We start from the raw sequence: 17747 nt of genomic DNA, 5'->3' as shown, positions 1-17747 counted from the left end.
TCTTCGGAGCAAATTGTAGCCCGTTCTTGCTGCTATGCAACAAAGAGATATCATCAAAGACGAAATCGAACGACTCGGCCGGGGTCTGGGGAAGCTTGTCGCCATGATGTTCAATACTGAGGGAGGAGACATGAACCCGGCCCAGGCCTGGGAGATTGCTCAGGATCAGTTCCGGGACGAATTTGATTTCGAGATCGACGATGTCCTCGAATTGCCCCCCGCCGATTTGATGATCAAGCTGGATGAGCTGCACCTCCATCCACAACACTACGACCAACTGGGCGATGTTTTGACCGCCTGGGCTGGTCGGGAGGAAGATCCCAGCACCCGGCAACGACTGCTCCGCAGGGCATTACTGCTCTACGACCTGGCCGGAGAAAAATCCGGAACCTTCTGCATGGTGCGGGCTAAAAAGGAGACCGACGTGAAAGCTCAGCTTAAATAAGCTGAGTTTTCACGTCGGAACAGGAATTGAGCGGCTAAGACGCCATTGCCGGTCGTAGTTTGGGTTGCCTGATCGTTTGTATTCCAGTGCGAAATCCCTGTGATTGCACTAAAATACACGAACATGAACGATACCAGACTTCAGGATATACCGGCCATTTATCCGAAAATCGAAGCAAAATCCGCAGAGATCGGCTTTACGATGCCCTCCGACCACACATACAGCGCCCGGTATTCATGTTGTAATGAGTACCGGGCGCTAAAGTTTTCAAATGTGTACCGTTTCTACGGCACCAGATCAATTCCCGCTGTTGCGGGCAGTAAACGGTATTAAACGTTGAAGCGGAAGTGCATTACGTCACCATCCTGTACCACGTATTCTTTGCCCTCAACGCCCAGTTTACCTGCGTCACGCGCTCCGGATTCTGACCCGAATTCAACGTAGTCTGCGTAGTGGATAACCTCAGCGCGGATGAATCCTTTCTCGAAGTCGGTATGAATAACACCTGCGGCACCGGGGGCTTTGGTTCCCTCCACGATCGTCCAGGCACGAACTTCTTTCTCGCCGGCGGTGAAGTAAGTCAGTAGGTTCAGCAACTTGTAGCTGGCCCGGATGACGCGGTTAACGCCAGGCTCCTCGAGGCCCATCTCTCCGAGAAACTCGAGGCGCTCCTCTTTGGTGTCGAGTTCAGCAATCTCCGCTTCGATTTGGGCGGAGACAAGGATAACCTCCGCTTTCTCTTTTGCCGCTTCGGCCTTGAAGGCTTCGGTGTGCTTGTTGCCGTCGGGGAAGCTGTCTTCGTCTACGTTACAAACGTAAAGGATCGGCTTGGCGGTGAGCAGGTACAGGTCGTTCACGATTTCCTGGCCTTCTTCTGTGGTCTCGAAACTGCGGGCGGGTTGCTCGCTTTCGAGGTGAGCCAGGAGTGCATCTCCCACCTCTACCATTTTCTTGCTGTCCTTGTCGCCGGACTTAGCGGTACGGCGGAACTTGTCTACTTTTTTCTCAACGGTCTCGATGTCCTTCAGGATGAGCTCGGTATCGATGATCATCTTGTCGCGAACGGGATCTACCGATCCGTCTACGTGAACGACATTGTCGTCGTCGAAACAGCGAACAACGTGGATGATGGCGTCGGTTTCACGGATGTTACCGAGGAATTGGTTACCCAGCCCTTCGCCCTTGCTGGCGCCTTTGATGAGGCCGGCAATGTCGACGATGTCGACGGTAGTCGGCTGAACTTTCTGTGGGTTTACCAGCTCGGAGAGCTTATCGAGACGGGGATCAGGAACCGTAATTACCCCGATGTTGGGCTCTTTGGTCGCGAAAGGGTAGTTGGCCGCCAGCGCCTTGGCCGAGGTCAGAGCGTTGAAAAGGGTGGATTTACCGACGTTGGGGAGGCCTACGATGCCGCACTTTAAAGCCATGGGAGGATAAGATTGATAGAAGAATAGATTGATGACGGGCAGCAGTACTGACCCGAAAATCGGGCGCAAAAGTACGGCATTTATATTTAGGCGCGAACGCAGGTGCAGGGAAAGAATCAAGGAACCTGTGGATACCCGTTAATGCACCGTTTCTGCGAGGAGAAAGCAGCACATTGAGCCCGTTTGGCGACTGGGCCCTAAACGGTTTATTGCACCTGCGGCCGCGCCTTCCGTGAGCCGGTGTCGTTAAAACGGCATGGTAGGCTGCATCAGCATGCCCGCAAAATCAGCAAGAATGTACGGTGCAAACGTCGCGGCCAGAATGACGAACGTCACCAAGCCGAAAATAGCACCCCAAAGGTGAGCGTTGTGGCCGATGTTGCCGGTTCCCCGCTTGTCGGCATAGTGGCTGTAGGCAATGTAGGCCGGCCCCAGAATGATGGCCGGCAGTGGAGGAAATACAAACCAGGCCCACGGCTGAAAGAAGATGAATGGCCACATTACGGCTGCCACCGCACCGGATGCCCCTAAGGCAGTATAGCCGTAATTGTCCTGATGACGGGTGTAGGTGATGTAGCTCGAGGCCGCAATTGCCGCCAGGTAAAACAAAAGGTAAGCTGCTCCGCCAAAAGTCTGACCGAACATGATGATGAAGGAAACCTCGGCAAACGGACCAAAAATGTACAAGGCCCACATGTTCAGCAAAAGGTGCATGAAGTCGGCATGGATAAAACCATGGGTAATGAAGCGGTACGTCTCGCCCCTGTTTTTTACCATGGCGGGAACAAACAACATCTTTGCGCGCAAAGAAGAATCGTTGAAGGCCAGGTAAGACACCACGCCGGTAATGCCAATGATGAGGTAGGTGATGATTGGAGTCATTAAATTGGTACGTTAGTCTGTTAGTTCGGTGGTCCGTTAGGGTAAACATGATTAAGACCGGTAAAGATGGGGTACCTTGGCGGTCAATTCAAACCAAAGCAATCTGACTATGACCATTGGTATGCTCCACACCGTTTATTTTTGGCTCACTCCCGGCCTCTCAGAGGCCGAAAAAGAGAACTTCGTTGCCGGCGCAAAAGCCCTCGCTGAAGCCCCAACCGTAGCCGCCTGCTACGTAAGTGCACCGGCCGCCACGCCCGAGCGCGACGTTACAGATCACTCCTTCGATTACTCCCTCCACCTGATGTTCAAGGACGTAGCGGACCACGACGCTTATCAGATCGATCCCGTTCACCTCAAATTTGTCGAAGAGCAGGCTGCTAAGTTTGCCGTAGTGAAGGTGTACGACTCATCTGCGTTGTAAGGTCAGCCGCCGCTGTTCAACTCGCTTCGGCGTGGTCTGTCGCAACTGAAGGTTCGTTCTCTGTTCCTGCAAACCCGGGGTTTCCGGGTTAATGCCCGGGAGACAGCACTGAACAGAAAATCCTCCGGATATACCCGACCGTAGTTTTTTATCTTAGCCTTTAAATGCAACCCATCATGCAAAGACTTTTTATTCTTCCCTTACTTTTCTTGTCTCTTACCTTCCTCACCACCTGTAATCAGGAAAAAGAGGAGGTCATCGAGATAGAGCGCGTTATTGACGGCGATATGGAGCCCGGCCTCATCCATACTGTCTACTTCTGGCTCAATGATGATGTGGACGAAGCTTCCGCGATGAACTTCGAGGAGGGCGTCTCCCGGCTGGAGGGCGTTCCAACCGTTAAACGCTTCTTCTTTGGCCCGGCAGCCTCTACGCCTACCCGCGGAGTGACCGACAATTCCTTCGATTATGCCCTCATTCTGTGGTTCGACGATGTTGCCGGCCACGATGTTTATCAGACACACCCCATCCATCTGAAATTCGTTGAGGAACAAGAAGCCAAATTCAAGCGGGTTCAGGTCTACGATAACGTTCTTTCCAAATAAGTAGAGGGCAAAGAGCAGAATGCAGAAATCAGAGTACAGATTGCCAACTACCTTTTGTACTCTGATTTCTGCGTTCTAACCTCTGCATTCTGTACTCTGATTTCTCCCCTCTGGCTCCTGAACTAATATACCTCCCTCCGGTCTTCTTCCTGATCGCCCTGACTTATGCTACGGCAGGATTTGGCGGCGGAAGCAGCTACCTGGCGGTCCTTGCCCTGGCGGCTTTGCCAACGGGCGAAATGCGGGCTACTGCATTGGTTTGCAACCTGATTGTGGCCGGCGGTGGTGTTTTTCATTTCTGGAAAGCGGGCGCGATGCCCTGGCAAAGAGCCTTGCCGCTGGTATTGATCAGTGTGCCGGCGGCCTATCTGGGCGGACGAATCGAGCTGCCCCGCGAACAGTTCCTGGGCCTGCTGGGGCTGGTGCTGTTGTTTGCCGGCCTGGCAATGTGGCTGCGGCCGGGCGCGGAGCGGGAGCCCCTGGCCGACGATCCGCTGCCGGAGGCAGCACGGCGAACACAACTGCAGGCCGGCATTTTGGGCGGTGCGCTAGGCTTCCTGGCGGGGCTGGTCAGCATCGGGGGTGGTATTTTTCTGAGTCCGGTTTTGTTTTTGCAACGATGGGCTGAGGCCCGGACGATTGCGGCGGTTACCAGCCTGTTCATCTTCGTCAACTCCCTGAGCGGGTTACTCGGGCAGGTGAGCCGTGGCTTTGAGCCTCCGTGGCAGCTTCTTGGCGTACTGGCCGTCGCGGTCCTGATCGGAGGCCAGATCGGTACGCGGCTAACGCTCAGGAGTCTCTCGGCAACCACCATCCGCCGCGTTGCGGCGGTACTCATTATCGTTGTGGGAGCCCGGCTGTTGGTACAGGTGAGCGGGCTGTGGTAACCACCGGGTGAAGTAAAATGCGCCTTTCGTCCTTTGGCGACCGGGCCCGGAGAAATGACCGTTAGACGGTGGAGTAGTTTGCGGCTTTCAGCCTACCTTTGGCCCGATGGAAAAAATCACCTTACTCTGCTTCGGCGTTGCCCGGGATATTACCGGTGCCGGAAACGTCTCTTTGCACCTGCGGCCCCGCCCTTCGGTCGCTGATGTCCGCCAACAGCTAATTGCTGATTATCCGGCTTTTGGGGAACTGGTCAGCTTCGCCATCGCCCGCAACGAAGAATACGCCGATCCTGATGAGGTAGTGGAAAATGGCGATGTTCTGGCCATCATCCCTCCCGTAAGCGGCGGATAATCTCTTTCTGAAGTTCTTTTATGACTGACATCAAACTATCCGACCAAAAGCTGAGCATCGACGCGGCCTACGCTTCCGTTCATGATCCTGCCTGCGGCGGCATCGTACTCTTCATCGGCACCATCCGCAATCACAATAAGGGCAAGACTGTCACCCACCTCGATTTCGAGAGCTACGCTCCTATGGCGATTAAGGAGATGACCCGGATTGCCGAAAAAGCTAAGTCTGAGCACAAACTGCAGGCTGTCACGCTCCACCACCGCGTCGGGAACCTCGCCATCGGTGACATCGCGGTCATCATCGCCGTAAGCAGCCACCACCGCAAAGCCGCCTTTACCGGCTGCGAGCAGGTGATCGATGAACTCAAGGAACACGTCCCGATCTGGAAGAAAGAATTTCTGGAAGACGGGAGCTATTGGGTGAATGCCCGCCCTTAAACCGGTTTTCCCGTTCGCAGGCTGAGTGCTTCGATGGAAGCATCATGCTTCCTGATTTGGGAGGCAAGCATCAGGCTCAGTTTGCCCGAGTTACAGTAGATGAGGTATTTGCCGCCGGCTTCCATCCGTTCCAGGCACTGCCCGAAGGGGTTGCGCTTAGTGAGTCTGATGACGCCTTCGGGGAGCTCCGGCTCGCGCTGCTCGTCGAGCATGCTGAAGACGAGATCGTAGTCGGCTAGGTCGGCCAGGGTTGCATCGGTTTCCAGTTCTGCGCGGGTGAGCGGGGCTTTTTTCCAGGGTTCGGGCACGGTTTGGGTATAGTTTTTTTTCAGTTTGAGGCGATGCTGGTGATTGTCGAGTGCGTTGTAGGTCAGGAGCTGGCGAACGGGCGGGGTGCCAATTTGCAGCAAATAGCAAAGGGCTGCATTGGCCTGCATCATAGCGATAAGACCAACGGCGGTGGGTAGCGCCCCAACGGTGGCGCAGTCGGGAAGGGTAGGATCGGGGGCAGGGAAGAGGTCGCGCAGGTGGAGGTCATCCCGGTCTTCGTTGGGAAATACAGCGAGGTAGCCTTCGTATTTATGGACGGCAGCGTAAACGAGCGGTTTGCCGAGCAAGTGACAGGCATCGCTGACGAGGTGTTTGGTCAGGGCGTGATCACTGCATTCAACAACGAGGTCGGCCGCTTCGATCAGGGCTTTCGCGTTGCCGGCTTCCAGGTAACTTTCGTGGGCGCGGACGCGGGTGCCGGGATTGAGTAAAGAGCAGTGTTCAGCCAGCAGCTTCGCCTTGTTGTCCGTCGCACCGGTCCGGAAGAATACCTGGCGGTGGAGGTTGGATTCTTCGGGCGAATCTCCGTCCACCAGTGTAAGCGTGCCAACACCCGCGCCCGCCAGGTAGGCCGCAACCGGACCACCAAGGCCGCCGCACCCAATAATGAGAACGTGGCTTGTGGCCAGCTTTTGCTGGCCCGCTTCACCTACTTCGGGGAGGACGGTCTGGCGTTGGTATCTGTTCATTGGTTGCGGAATAGGACAGCGAAGTAATTATTTGGCCTGGTAATCGGTTTTTCCACCGGTTTTGGATACCAGCCGCAGGCCGGTGATTTCGATGTCGTGGCTCATTGCCTTGCACATGTCGTAAATCGTGAGCGCGGCGACGGATGCGCCGTGGAGGGCTTCCATTTCCACGCCGGTGCGGCCGGCGGTTTTGACCTTACATTTAACCTTCATTGCACCTGCGTCTGCGCCCTGAACGTCGAACTTGACGGAAGAAATATCCAGCGCATGGCACAACGGAATCACCGACCAGGTCTGCTTCACGGCCATCGTTCCGGCGATAATCGCCGTCTGCGTGACCGAACCCTTTTTCGTGGAAAAGTCGTTCGCGCCAAGCTCGGACATAATCTCTTCCCCGAGCACGACGGTGCATTCCGCCTCGGCGATGCGGGTGGTTATTGCTTTGTCGCTCACGTCTACCATTTCGGGCAGACCTTCTTTGTTTATGTGTGATAATGCCATAGCAATAGTAGTTTTTTGGGGCCTGCGGATGCTCCGGCTTCCGGGGCTTTCATCCTCCGATGGAAGTCATACTCGCAAAGATATTACCCGATTGTTCGAGGCGTTGGGTATCATGCCCTGTTTTGTGTTTACCCATCACAAATGCTGTGATCAGATCCGCCAGGTCCTGGCGGCCGATGCCCTGCCGCAGCAGGGGCAGAAGCTCGATCCCCTTGGTGGAGTACAGACAGTTTAGCATGGTTCCTTTCGGGGTCAGTCGCAGGCGGTTACAACTGCCGCAGAGGCTGCGGCTGTAAGCGGGGATGATACCAACCGTGCCCGTAAAACCGGGCACCCGGTAAGCAACGGAACTGCTGTGCGCTTCGCCCGCATCAGGGGCAATGTCGGGGAAGCGCTCCCGGATGCTGGCCAGCATTTCCCCGTGCGAAAGGTAAAGGTGATGGTTGCCATCGTCGTCGTTGAACGGCATCGCTTCGATGAACCGAACATCGAGCTTACGGTCTTTGGTCAGGGCGACGAAGTCGCCGAGTTCGTCGTCGTTGGTACCTTTAAGAACCACAACGTTTATCTTGGTTTTGATACCCCGTTCCAGCAGTGCTTCCAGTGCGCGCCAGGTGCCGTTGAATTCATCGCGGCGGGTGATTTGGAAAAACCGGTCTTCACGCAAGGTGTCGAGGCTAAGGTTGTAATGGTTGAGGCCGTAGCCGGCCAATTCATCGAGTACCGGCGGGAGCAATACACCGTTGGTCGTCATGGCCATTTCCGGGAAAATCCGGCCGAGGCCCTTTACCAGCTTGGGCAGGCCTTTGCGCGACAGCGGCTCTCCTCCGGTCAGGCGAACTTTGTTGACCCCCAGCTCAGCGAGGACTTCACTGAGGAAGATTATTTCTTCGAACGTGAGCAGGTCTTTCCGTGCCGCAAAATCAATGCCTTCCTCCGGCATACAGTACCGGCAGCGCAGGTTGCAGCGGTCGGTTACCGCGAGGCGGAGGTAAGTAGATTGGCGTCCGTGTTGGTCTTTTAGCACAGGGTAAAGGTAAGGCACGGGAAGGTAGGCGGGTTTCGTTTCGCGTGAGACGCGCATCAGCATTACCGCTGACCCGAACCAGTGTTATTTGTGCTGGTAAACCCTAACCCAGTCTACGACCATCCGCTGGGGCCAGATCGTATCATCTATGCCTTTACGGCCTCCCCAGGATCCGCCAACTGCGAGGTTCAGCAAAAGATGCTGTGGCGTGTCGAAAGGCCATTGTTCCACAGTTGCGTTCTCGCGTTTGTGAAAGGTATGATAGGTGCGTCCGTCCAGCTGAAAATCGATGTGGTCTGCGTACCAGTCTATGCTGTAAATGTGGAAATTCGTTTCCAGGTCTTTTGCCGTGGTCGAACCTCCGTCCTGAGTACCGAGGATGTGATTAAAGGCCTGGGTGTGAACGGTCCCGAAAAGAGAATCCGGGCTGTAGCCAACGTGCTCCATGATGTCAATTTCGCCGCCCATCGGCCAGCCTACTTCGGTAAGGTTATCCGCCAGCATCCAGATGGCTGGCCAGGTGCCGCGGCCGCTGGGAAGTTTTGCCCGGATCGCAATACGGTGGCCAGGGCCCCAACTCTGCTTGCCACGGGAGACCAGCCTGGCGGAGGTGTATTCGCTTCCTTTATATTGCTCCTTGTGGGCTTCAATAATCAGTTTACCGCCTAGCAACCGCACGTTTTTAGCCCGGTCGGTGTAGTACTCCTTCTCGTCGTTACCCCATCCCTGACTGCCAGTACCGATGTCATACGTCCATTTGTCCTCATTGGGCGGTTCCTGGCCTTTGAATTCATCAGCCCAGACTAATTCCAGGTTGTTCTGCCCTTTACCCAGCCATTTGTTACAGCTGCTCAGGTTAAACAAAACGAAAATTATTCCCGACAGCATCAGGGCTCGGCAGCAGGTGCGAAGAAGGGATGGAAGGAGCAGCGTCTTGTGATTCATAGTTGCGATTTGAGCAAAGAAGAACGCAAATGTACGCTAAGATTGAAAAGTTTGTAGCAAACAATGTTGCGTTTAAACATTTTGGGGTTTAATTCGTATATTTGCTACAATTCCAGACTTAAATGCCTATCCTTAAACCGACTAACCGACTAACCGACTAATGAACTTCCGCCCCGCCCGGGAATCCGACTTCCTTCATCTGGAAACCTTTGTCTGGCAAGCCATCTTCCCGGCTTTTGACCAGCCGGACCTGTCTGCTGCCCAGCGGGCAGAGAATGATGCGTTGGTGGAAACTGCCCGCCAGGCGGTCCTTACGGCTTTGGATGAGCGCGATTCGGCGGTGTTTGTTGCTATCGATTCAAAGACTAGAGCGCTCGCGGGTTTCATCATCGTAGATGCCGCCCCGATGGCCTACGCAGAAATCAGGCTTTTGATCGTGAAGCGATCCTTCTGGGGTAAAGGCGTGGCCGAAAAACTCCTTGACGAGGCCACCAATTTCATCGGTGACGACCGTGCCGTTTCTCTGGCGGTTCGCCATTATAACGGCAGGGCAATAGCATTTTTCAAAAAACACGGTTTCTCCGATACGGGCGAAACCACCGGCAATTTTGCCATCTCCCGCACCCTTATGTTGCGCGAGGCTTACGAAGCAGCGGAAACCCCAATTATGGAAGACGAAAATAAAACCGGCTACGCCGATGATTTTCCCTCCAGTGCCAACGAGCCAGTTTTCGAGGCGCTGCCGGATTACCGGCTCGCCACCGACGAAGCTCCTCTCTACCAGACGGGAGAAAACAAACTCTCCGCCGCCGCTCCTGAGGAGCGGCTGTTTCCGGAGACGACGCTCGATGAGAAAACCCTCACTGAGCTTGAAGCTTTCATTGCCCGGGCCCGTGCGCTGAAAGGAACCTCCGCTCCGGCCGATGGGTTCAGCCCTGTATCACCCGGGCTGAAGGTGAAAACAACTAAGCCAGCCTCAAATCCTGAACCGGCGGCTCCTCCAATTCCAAAATCCGGACAGGTCTACAGCCCTCGGGATATCCCCTTCGAGGTGGATTTTGGAGACGGAAAGGTAGAAGGCGCTTCCGAAATTCGGTCCGCCAAAGAGCCGATCGAGGAGCCTGCTGCTAAAGTTTCTCCGCGCCCGAAGCCATCCTTCGAATTTGCTTTCGAAACAACGGTACCTTCCTCGGAGACCAAAGTGCAGGAATCCACGGCAACGGAAAGCGCGATGGAAGAACCGGTAGCGCTTGCCGTCAGCGAATCAGAACCAGAAGCCACCGTTGCCCCGCAGGGCCGGAAAACAAAGGATTGTCCTGACTGCTCTACTGTGCTCCCCTTCGCTGCGCGCTTTTGTTTCAGTTGCGGTTATCCGCAGCCGGAAGAAGAAGAGTTGCCGACTGCCGGAGCACAGGCCCCCGAAGAAGACGTGCTCATCCTCGAAGAACTTCCTTCTGCTGTCGATGGCCCGGAGGCGACGGATTCTGAGGCAGACGATGAGAAGGATTTTTTCCGGTTTGAAAACTCCGCTGGTTCGGTTGGAAATGATGAGCAAATCGGAAACTCCGAGCAGCAAAAGACGGCTCACGAAACCCGGCAATCCACCTCTGGTTCCGGAGCTATTTCTACCAAGAAATATACCATGGCTGAGTTGAGGCTGGCCTTCCGGGAACACTTTCAGGAACGGGTGGTGGCTTACTTCGGAGCAAACAGATTAAAGGATTATTACCGTGCCCTGGAAGAAAGCAATTCTTTCCAGCAATTGCGTGACGGTTCACTTACCAATCTTCTGAACTGGATCAACGGTGGCGAACGTACCTACGCCGCAGTTGCCCGGCGCATCAACGATACTATGGCCGATCTCACGGAGTATTTCATTGTTGAGACTGCGGGCGACCTAAGTGGAAATATCCTGCCGCAGCGCCTCCTGCGGCACCAGAGTGTCGACTGGGACTCCGTTAACCTCTTCAAGTTGATCATGGATTACCTGGATTTCGAGGCCGAGACCGAGCGGGTGTATACTGACTTTGTTTCTATGCCGGCCAGGGCGCTTCGTAACGCCACGAATGCATTCCTCAGCGCCGGTAAGGACGAACGGATTTTCTTCATTTGCGATCAAAGCCTGATTAGCCAGGCGAAGAATGGATTTGCCGTAACGGACGCCGGAGTCTACTGGAAGAATGTACTGCAGCCCGCGGGTAGTTCGCTCTTCACGACGATGGAACAGTTGTCGCTCGAACAGGGGTACCTGCAAATCGACGGACAATTCTTCAACGCCGGAACCCGTCTTAACCTGAAAATGGCCGTTCTGCTGGATAAGCTCCGGCGCATGAGATAAGGCCAGCCCCGGCAGGAACGCCGAATGTCTTCTGCTCTGTTATTATACCTAAGTCAAAGTGCTTAGGTATAACGCTGGCCGAAAAGAAGACTTCCGACCCGTACCAGGGTACTGCCTGCAGCAAGCGCAAGCGGATAGTCGCCCGACATCCCCATGCTGATCTCCCGGAACTCAGGTGATTGGCCGGGGATGGTGCCCTGGATCCATTTAAAGTGTTCGGCGAGCGATTCAAATTCGGCCGTAACCTGGGCTTCGTCATCGGTGAAAGTCGCCATGCCCATAACGCCGCTTATGGTGGTATGAGTGAGCGGTTTTTCTTTGAGCGAGGTGATCAGGGCACCGGCTTTCTCGCGGTCGAGACCGTACTTGCTTGCCTCCTCAGCAATGTGGAATTGCAAAAGCACGGAGATTTTTCGGTCAGCAGCTTTAGCTTGCTTGTCTATTTCGCGAAGGAGGCGTTCACTATCTACCGCATGAATGAGGTGAACAAAGGGAGCGATGGCTTTCACTTTATTCCTTTGCAGGTGGCCAATGAAATGCCAGCGAATGTCCTTTGGCAGGGCTTCGTGTTTTTCGACGAGCTCTGCCACCCGGTTTTCGCCGAAGTCGCGGTGTCCGAGTTCGTACAACTCCATGATGCGTTCCTGGGGGTGCGTTTTCGAAACAGCAATCAGTTGTGCTTCTGCAGCGGATATTGTGGTGTTGAGTTCCTGGTAGACTTTCTCTGTTTCGGACATTTTAATTCTTTGCTAACGTCAATTTATGTTTTCTCTGAAAACTAATGCCTCAGGTTGCTGCGTTGTTTTGTATACCAAGCGCATTCTACTACCCGATACACATTTCAACAAAGCCAGAGAAAATGACTAACTACATCACCGCCAAAAATGATCGCCGCCGTCGCCGTACCGCTCGTTTGCTGACCGCCGCGATTACCCTTACCCTGATGGCCCTTGCTGCCTACTCCTTTGGTGCTTTCGATGCATTACTGGCTCCCGAAGAAGCAGAGGTAATTGCAACCACCGTCGCTAACGTTTAAATCGAACCCGAAGAAAAAAAGAACGCCCCGATCCATTCAGTATGGACCGGGGCGTTGCTGTTCAGTCTGAATGCTCCGGTTATCCGGAGCGACTCGTTCGGTGGCTTACTTTACCTGAAAGAGTTCCACGTCGAAGATAAGCGCTGCGTACGGCGGAATTTTAGGCTGTGAGCCCTGAGCACCGTAGGCAAGGTTGTAAGGGATGAAGAAGCGGTATTTCGCACCTTCTTTCATCAGCTGTACACCTTCGGTCCATCCCGGAATAACGCGGTTGAGGGGAAACTCGATGGTCTGGCCGCGATCTACGGAACTGTCGAAAACTGTTCCGTCGATGAGGGTGCCGTGGTAGTGTACCTCTACGGTTTCGGTAGCGGTAGGGCTGGCACCTGTTCCTTCTTTCAATACTTCGTACTGAAGGCCGGAATCGGTAACTTTTACTTCGGGGCGCTGAGCGTTTTTGTCAAGGAAGTCCTGACCGTCTTTGGCCAGGCGGTTTTGGATGAACGCCTGAATTTTGGCGTTTGCCTCTTCGGGGGTCATAGTCGCTGTACCGGCCTGAGCAGCCTTAAGGCCTTCGGCCATTTGATCGACGTTGATTTCGCCGAAGTCTTTGCTCAGGTTGCCGTGCATCAGGATGCCGAGGGCGTAAAAAGTAGAATCCATTGTGGGAATATTTTGGGCCGAAAGTTGGCCAAAGGTTAGGCATATTGCTACGCCAAGAATAAATTGTTTCATTTGGTTAGTTGGTGAAAAACGTTCAGGGAAGAGATAACTAAGGATGATAACGTAGTTTTGAAACCTGCATTGCATCCTGCGTCCCCGCCCTGGATTGTTAGCAGAGATCCAGTAGCCAGAGTTGGAGCTACTGGTCGTCACTTTAGGGTTAACGCGCGATCTTCTGGATGAAATATCCGATGCCGGCCATCACCAGCAGCAGCACGCCAATGAGGGAAAGGAAAAAAGGGGCCTCCGGGTTGAATGCCATGACGGTTTCTGGCGGAAAAAGAACCAACTCATAGTTCAGCGTCCCCAGCGCTGCGCCAGCTTCCTTGCCGTAAAAGCCGAGAAAGAGCCCCGCAACCAGCAGGGTGAAACCAAGGGGCATACCGATAGCAAAGGTCTGGGTTATGGTGTTCATCTTCGCGGACGTCAGCACTGACTTGAGAATCGATAAGTGGAAAAAGACCGTAAGCAGGATGACGAGCACCAGGCAAAGCCGGAAAAGAGGACTTGTCCAGAACCCGTAATCAACCAGCTCCGGTCCCCGCCAGGCCATCACCGCCAGCAGGAAAAGGCAAAATGTGAGGCCGGGGCGCATCAGCCGCACCCATTCCGTATGATATATGGGCAGGAACAACCGCAATCCACCAAAGTATACCACCAACGAGCCGACAACGGTTGCGCTGAAGAGTGGTGCAGAAAGACTTCCGTACAGTATTGTGGTGCCCGCGTATATCAGCAGGTAAAGCACAGGGGTGAATAACGAGGTTTCCTTCAGCACTCTGCCAAAAAACAGAAGCAGAGTGATGATGAGCAGCAGGAGCGACAGAAACCTTCCTGAATTGGAAGCATCCGCAATTTCCAAAGCACGCAGGCGGAAAGGAGCCGAAGCGGTTTTCAGGTCGGCCCGCGCTGTACGCCAGTTGCTGTACGCCGATGTTCCGCCCTCATCGAGATAGGCATAAAAATCGAGCAGTGTTTCTGCATCGGGCGTTCCGGCAAGAACGGTATCTGCCTGCTGCACAAAAAAACGGCTCGTATTGAGTGTGGACCCGTCGGCAACCGCTACTGGTGGTACCAGGTTTGGGATCTGGCTGTCCAGCCAGGTTCCGAGAGCGTAATTGAGCACGTTGGCCAGCAATACGCACAGGATTATACCGACGAGACGATTAGGCACCTTGGCGGGCGGATTCGAAGAGGTAAAGCAAATCACCGATCCTCGTCTTCAGTTCAGCACGATCGATGATGAAGTCAAGAAACCCGTGTTCCAGCAGAAATTCAGACGTCTGGAAACCAGCAGGAAGTTCCTTTTTGATGGTTTCTTTCACGACCCTGGGGCCGGCAAAAGCGATCAGTGCTTCGGGTTCGGCGAGGTTAATATCGCCCAGCATTGCGTAACTCGCCGTTACCCCCCCCGTGGTTGGGTCGGTCATCAGGCTGAAGTAAGGTACCCCTGCTTTCGCCAGCTGGCTGAGTTTCACGCTCGTTTTAGCCATCTGCATCAGGCTGAAGGCCGCTTCCATCATCCGAGCGCCGCCCGTTTTGGAAATGATGAGAAGAGGAGTGCGCGAAGTCCGGGCTTCGTCAATTGCAACCGCAATTTTTTCGCCAACTACGCTACCCATCGATCCTCCGATAAAGCTGAAGTCCATACAGGCAATGATGAGCGGGCGACGGTTCACCTTGCCGCGGGCAACGCGGATGGCGTCGGTCAGGCCGGTTTTCTTTTTTGCCGCCTTCAGTCGGTCTTTATAGCTTTTGAGGTCGGTGAACTCCAGCATATCCACTGCTTCCATGTCTTCCTCGAACTCTTCGAAAGAGCCATCGAACAGGATGCTGAAATACTCCCGTGAGCCGATCCGGTCGTGGTAGTTACAACTGGGGCATTTGTAAAAATTAGCCTCCAGGTCCTTGCGCAATACCGTTTCGTTGCACTTCGGACACTTGTACCAAACCCCTTCGGGAGCCTCTTTTTTGTTTCTTGTATTCGTTTGAATGCCGCTAGTCAGGCGTTTGAACCATCCCATAGATAATCTTTATTGGCGCGAAGGTACAAAAGTACGGGTTGTGTGCGCATCATTTTGGCGCGGCCGCAGGTGCAGGGCAGGGTAGAAGGGCAGTACTGTTGGGAAAGATGGTCGTTTTTTGTCCTCTGTTAGCTAACTTTAGCACGTCTCCCAAGGTTATTCATGTATGCTTAAAGTCGTTAACACCCTCTTCCGTACCTATATTGGTCGTTATGGCCGGGAGTTGCGTATGCATTACGATGACCCGTTGGAACTTCAGCGGGAAGTACTCCAGACTATCTTAAAGGCCAACCGAAGCACGGCCTTCGGCCGCGAACACAATTTTTACGACCTGATCAAATCCCCTGATCATTTCTCCGAAATCGTACCGGTGCGGACTTACGAAGAGCACCTCCCTTATTTGCAGCGTGCGCTGGCCGGAGAAAGAAGAGTCCTCACGCACGAAGATGCAGACTACATCTCCACCACCAGCGGAACTACCGGAGCTACAAAATACCTGCCGCTCTCGCACAATGCCATCAGCGATATTCACCTTAAGGGGAGCTGGATGAGTCTGGCCTGCCTCTACGCCAAAGATCCCGAAATTCAGGTGTTCGGCAATAAAAACCTGCTGATTGGAGGATCTCTGAAGGGAGATCATCCCACGGCAGGTCTCCCGCAGGGAGACATCTCTGCCGTCATCATCAATTCTATCCCGCGCATCATGCGTAGCTTTTATATCCCCGATATCGAGCTCGCCACCGCGGTGAATTATGAGGAGAAGATCGAGAAGATCGCCCGGCTGGCGGCCAAGGAACCCGGAATTACTGTTCTGGGTGGTGTTCCCACCTGGAACCTGCCACTTTACCGCCGGATACTCGAACTCCACGGCGGCGACAACATGCTGGACGTCTGGCCGGAGGCCAGGGTGTTCAAACACGGTGGAGTGAATTTTGCCCCTTACCGGGCCCAGTTCGAAGAGTTGTTCCCGGCCGATGATTTCATCTTTCAGGAAATCTACAACGCAACGGAGGGTTTCTTCGGCGTTCAGGACAAAGACCACCTGAGAACGATGTTGTTGCTGCTCAACGCCGGCGTGTACTACGAGTTTATCCGCTGGGAGGATTATCAGCAAGGCGAATACGGAGGAGCAATACCGCTGAAGGACGTTTCCACCAACGAGACTTACGTCATGCTCATTACTACCGTTGCGGGGCTTTACCGCTACCCGATGGGCGACCTCATCGAGTTTACCGAAACTGACCCTTACCGGATCAGGATTCTCGGCCGGACGCAGGAGTTCATCAACGCCTTTGGCGAAGACTTACTCCGCTCGGAAGCCGAGGGAGCTCTGCTGAAGGCTTGTGAACGCAGCAATGCTTTGGTCCGTGAGTTTATGGTGGCCCCGGTGTACATCAACCTGGCGGGGAGCGGGCGCCATCACTGGGTGATTGAGTTCGAACGCCCTCCTGAAGATCTCGCCTCTTTTGAACGTGCGCTCGACGAAGAACTGATTTGTGCGAACTACAACTACGCAGCGAAGCGGAGCAATGACTTTGCCATCAGCCGGCAGGAAATTACGGTAGCTCCCTGCGGCTTTTTTCGCAACTGGATGAAGGACCAAAACAGAATGGGAGGGCAGCACAAAGTGCCCCGTCTGGCAAATCACCGCAGGTATCTGGAGGCCGTTTTAGACCGCCTGGAAACTACGAGACCCTGAATTAAGCAGGGCGCTTCCCCTCGTCGAAGAGAAACGCCCCGCCGAAACATTTTTTTAGTAACCGGTAGTGCTCCGGTAAATTAATTGAGCAGACTCGTTCTTCCTAGCCAGGAAAAGAAGGCCGAACCTCTACTTTGCTTGGTAAGGTTCGTGCCGGCATCTTCAGCAGGTCAACCACCATTTGGCCAATGTCTTCGGGCTGAATTTTCCAGGCGTCTTTTTCATTCGGTGTATGACCGTTGAAGTGAGTAGCCACACTGCCCGGCATGATCGTGGATACTTTAACACCCTGGCTGCGTACGTCGAGCATGACGGCCTGCGTGAAACCGACTAAGCCGAACTTGGAGGCATTGTAAGCTGAACCTTTGGCGAAGAAGTTAGTGCCGGCAAGGCTGGCAATCGTGAGGAGGTAGCCTTCGTGTTCAATAAGTTGATCGAGGCCTGCCTTTACGGAGTTGAAGACGCCGGTAAGGTTGATGTCGATCGTTTCCTGCCATTCTTCAGCAGTAAGTTCCTGAATCGGAGCAAAATGGCCAACGCCGGCATTGGCTACTACTACGTTTACTTTGCCGAACTTTTCAACACCGAGGGCAACGGCTTTTTTCTGACTGTCCATGTTACGAACGTCGGCTTCTGCACCAAGTGCTTTTCCGGGAAGCCCCTTTGCGTTGAGCTCTTCTGCTGCGGCTTCGGCAGACTTCTGACTGCGGCTGGTGATGACAACATTAGCGCCTTCGGTCATGAGTGATTCTGCTACACTGTAGCCAATACCTTTGGTGCCGCCGGTAATGAAAGCGGAGATGTTTTGGAGATTTTTCATGCTGCGCTAACGGAGGTAAATGGTCATTAGTTGGACTACTTAGTGTATTTTTTACATAAATATCGCTTGAGAGAGTAAACATATTTGCTTATAAGATCATTGTAATGGTAAATTGGCCCCGTCCTGAAATTCAGGATGTGGTTTGAGCATTTTGAG

At 53.9% G+C, this 17747-nt stretch carries 20 protein-coding genes; 9 read left to right on the top strand and 11 right to left on the bottom strand.

From position 1 onward, the window contains the following. The first annotated feature begins 34 nt into the window (after positions 1 to 34). On the top strand, positions 35 to 445 hold the full coding sequence (locus tag FUA23_RS04690; RefSeq protein ID WP_147929569.1) for a hypothetical protein: 411 nt from the start codon (positions 35 to 37) through the stop codon (positions 443 to 445). 329 nt (positions 446 to 774) lie between these two features. Here the strand turns inward: FUA23_RS04690 and ychF are convergent, their stop codons facing one another. After that, positions 775 to 1872 (bottom strand): redox-regulated ATPase YchF, encoded by a 1098-nt coding sequence (ychF, locus tag FUA23_RS04680; RefSeq protein ID WP_147929568.1) that lies wholly within the window; start codon positions 1870 to 1872, stop codon positions 775 to 777. 246 nt (positions 1873 to 2118) lie between these two features. Continuing rightward, on the bottom strand, positions 2119 to 2754 hold the full coding sequence (locus FUA23_RS04675; protein WP_246144026.1) for a rhomboid family intramembrane serine protease: 636 nt from the start codon (positions 2752 to 2754) through the stop codon (positions 2119 to 2121). 109 nt (positions 2755 to 2863) lie between these two features. Between FUA23_RS04675 and FUA23_RS04670 the strand changes: the two genes are divergently transcribed. The 5 genes from FUA23_RS04670 (at position 2864) to FUA23_RS04650 (ending at position 5459) form a co-directional block, all read left to right on the top strand. Further along, a complete protein-coding gene (locus FUA23_RS04670; protein WP_147929567.1) occupies positions 2864 to 3178 on the top strand; it encodes a Dabb family protein in 315 nt (104 codons plus the stop codon). A 176-nt stretch (positions 3179 to 3354) separates the two neighbouring features. Beyond that, complete coding sequence (locus FUA23_RS04665) at positions 3355 to 3783, top strand: Dabb family protein (RefSeq protein WP_187270886.1); 429 nt, start codon at positions 3355 to 3357, stop codon at positions 3781 to 3783. 68 nt (positions 3784 to 3851) lie between these two features. Then, positions 3852 to 4670, top strand: coding sequence for a sulfite exporter TauE/SafE family protein (locus FUA23_RS04660; protein ID WP_147929565.1), 819 nt, complete (start codon positions 3852 to 3854; stop codon positions 4668 to 4670). Between the two features lie 106 nt (positions 4671 to 4776). Further along, positions 4777 to 5022 carry a MoaD/ThiS family protein gene (locus FUA23_RS04655; RefSeq protein WP_147929564.1) on the top strand — a complete coding sequence of 82 codons (246 nt, stop codon included), beginning with the start codon at positions 4777 to 4779 and terminating at the stop codon, positions 5020 to 5022. Positions 5023 to 5042: 20 nt separating this feature from the next. After that, entirely contained in the window at positions 5043 to 5459 is a 417-nt protein-coding gene (locus FUA23_RS04650) for a molybdenum cofactor biosynthesis protein MoaE (protein ID WP_147929563.1), read from the top strand. Here the strand turns inward: FUA23_RS04650 and FUA23_RS04645 are convergent. The 4 genes from FUA23_RS04645 to FUA23_RS04630 all read right to left on the bottom strand — a co-directional run bounded on the left by FUA23_RS04645 (position 5456) and on the right by FUA23_RS04630 (position 8951). After that, positions 5456 to 6478, bottom strand: a complete 1023-nt coding sequence (locus FUA23_RS04645) for a HesA/MoeB/ThiF family protein (RefSeq protein ID WP_147929562.1) — start codon at positions 6476 to 6478, stop codon at positions 5456 to 5458. The two genes, FUA23_RS04650 and FUA23_RS04645, sit on opposite strands and share 4 nt — an antisense overlap. 27 nt (positions 6479 to 6505) lie before the next feature. Then, on the bottom strand, positions 6506 to 6979 hold the full coding sequence (gene moaC / locus FUA23_RS04640) for a cyclic pyranopterin monophosphate synthase MoaC (protein ID WP_147929561.1): 474 nt from the start codon (positions 6977 to 6979) through the stop codon (positions 6506 to 6508). Between the two features lie 49 nt (positions 6980 to 7028). Further along, a complete protein-coding gene (moaA, locus tag FUA23_RS04635; RefSeq protein ID WP_187270885.1) occupies positions 7029 to 8006 on the bottom strand; it encodes a GTP 3',8-cyclase MoaA in 978 nt (325 codons plus the stop codon). Positions 8007 to 8090: 84 nt separating this feature from the next. Further along, entirely contained in the window at positions 8091 to 8951 is an 861-nt protein-coding gene (locus FUA23_RS04630; protein WP_246144023.1) for a glycoside hydrolase family 16 protein, read from the bottom strand. A 160-nt stretch (positions 8952 to 9111) separates the two neighbouring features. Here FUA23_RS04630 and FUA23_RS04625 point away from each other — a divergent pair, with 160 nt between their 5' ends. After that, positions 9112 to 11289 (top strand): GNAT family N-acetyltransferase, encoded by a 2178-nt coding sequence (locus tag FUA23_RS04625; RefSeq protein ID WP_147929559.1) that lies wholly within the window; start codon positions 9112 to 9114, stop codon positions 11287 to 11289. Between the two features lie 62 nt (positions 11290 to 11351). Here FUA23_RS04625 and FUA23_RS04620 read toward each other — a convergent pair whose 3' ends face one another. After that, on the bottom strand, positions 11352 to 12026 hold the full coding sequence (locus FUA23_RS04620; RefSeq protein WP_147929558.1) for a YggS family pyridoxal phosphate-dependent enzyme: 675 nt from the start codon (positions 12024 to 12026) through the stop codon (positions 11352 to 11354). Between the two features lie 122 nt (positions 12027 to 12148). Between FUA23_RS04620 and FUA23_RS22225 the strand changes: the two genes are divergently transcribed. Next, complete coding sequence (locus tag FUA23_RS22225; protein WP_187270884.1) at positions 12149 to 12325, top strand: hypothetical protein; 177 nt, start codon at positions 12149 to 12151, stop codon at positions 12323 to 12325. 105 nt (positions 12326 to 12430) lie between these two features. On the opposite strand, the gene FUA23_RS04615 is transcribed toward FUA23_RS22225, so the two are convergent. The 3 genes from FUA23_RS04615 to accD form a co-directional block, all read right to left on the bottom strand. Next, positions 12431 to 12988, bottom strand: coding sequence for an FKBP-type peptidyl-prolyl cis-trans isomerase (locus FUA23_RS04615; protein ID WP_147929557.1), 558 nt, complete (start codon positions 12986 to 12988; stop codon positions 12431 to 12433). A gap of 220 nt (positions 12989 to 13208) precedes the next feature. Further along, complete coding sequence (locus FUA23_RS04610) at positions 13209 to 14222, bottom strand: hypothetical protein (protein ID WP_147929556.1); 1014 nt, start codon at positions 14220 to 14222, stop codon at positions 13209 to 13211. After that, positions 14215 to 15072: an acetyl-CoA carboxylase, carboxyltransferase subunit beta gene (gene accD, locus FUA23_RS04605; RefSeq protein WP_147929555.1), complete on the bottom strand. Its 858-nt coding sequence runs from the start codon at positions 15070 to 15072 to the stop codon at positions 14215 to 14217. The genes FUA23_RS04610 and accD overlap by 8 nt, the downstream gene beginning before the upstream one ends. Before the next feature lie 166 nt (positions 15073 to 15238). Here accD and FUA23_RS04600 point away from each other — a divergent pair, with 166 nt between their 5' ends. Next, complete coding sequence (locus FUA23_RS04600; protein WP_147929554.1) at positions 15239 to 16771, top strand: GH3 family domain-containing protein; 1533 nt, start codon at positions 15239 to 15241, stop codon at positions 16769 to 16771. 103 nt (positions 16772 to 16874) lie between these two features. On the opposite strand, the gene FUA23_RS04595 is transcribed toward FUA23_RS04600, so the two are convergent. Then, positions 16875 to 17591: an SDR family oxidoreductase gene (locus FUA23_RS04595; protein ID WP_147929553.1), complete on the bottom strand. Its 717-nt coding sequence runs from the start codon at positions 17589 to 17591 to the stop codon at positions 16875 to 16877. Between the last annotated feature and the right edge of the window lie 156 nt (positions 17592 to 17747).

The organism is Neolewinella aurantiaca, assembly GCF_008014675.1.
GTDB lineage: Bacteria > Bacteroidota > Bacteroidia > Chitinophagales > Saprospiraceae > Neolewinella > Neolewinella aurantiaca.
The sequence above is the reverse complement of the archived record's forward strand: the minus strand, read 5'-3'. Positions and strand labels throughout refer to the sequence as shown.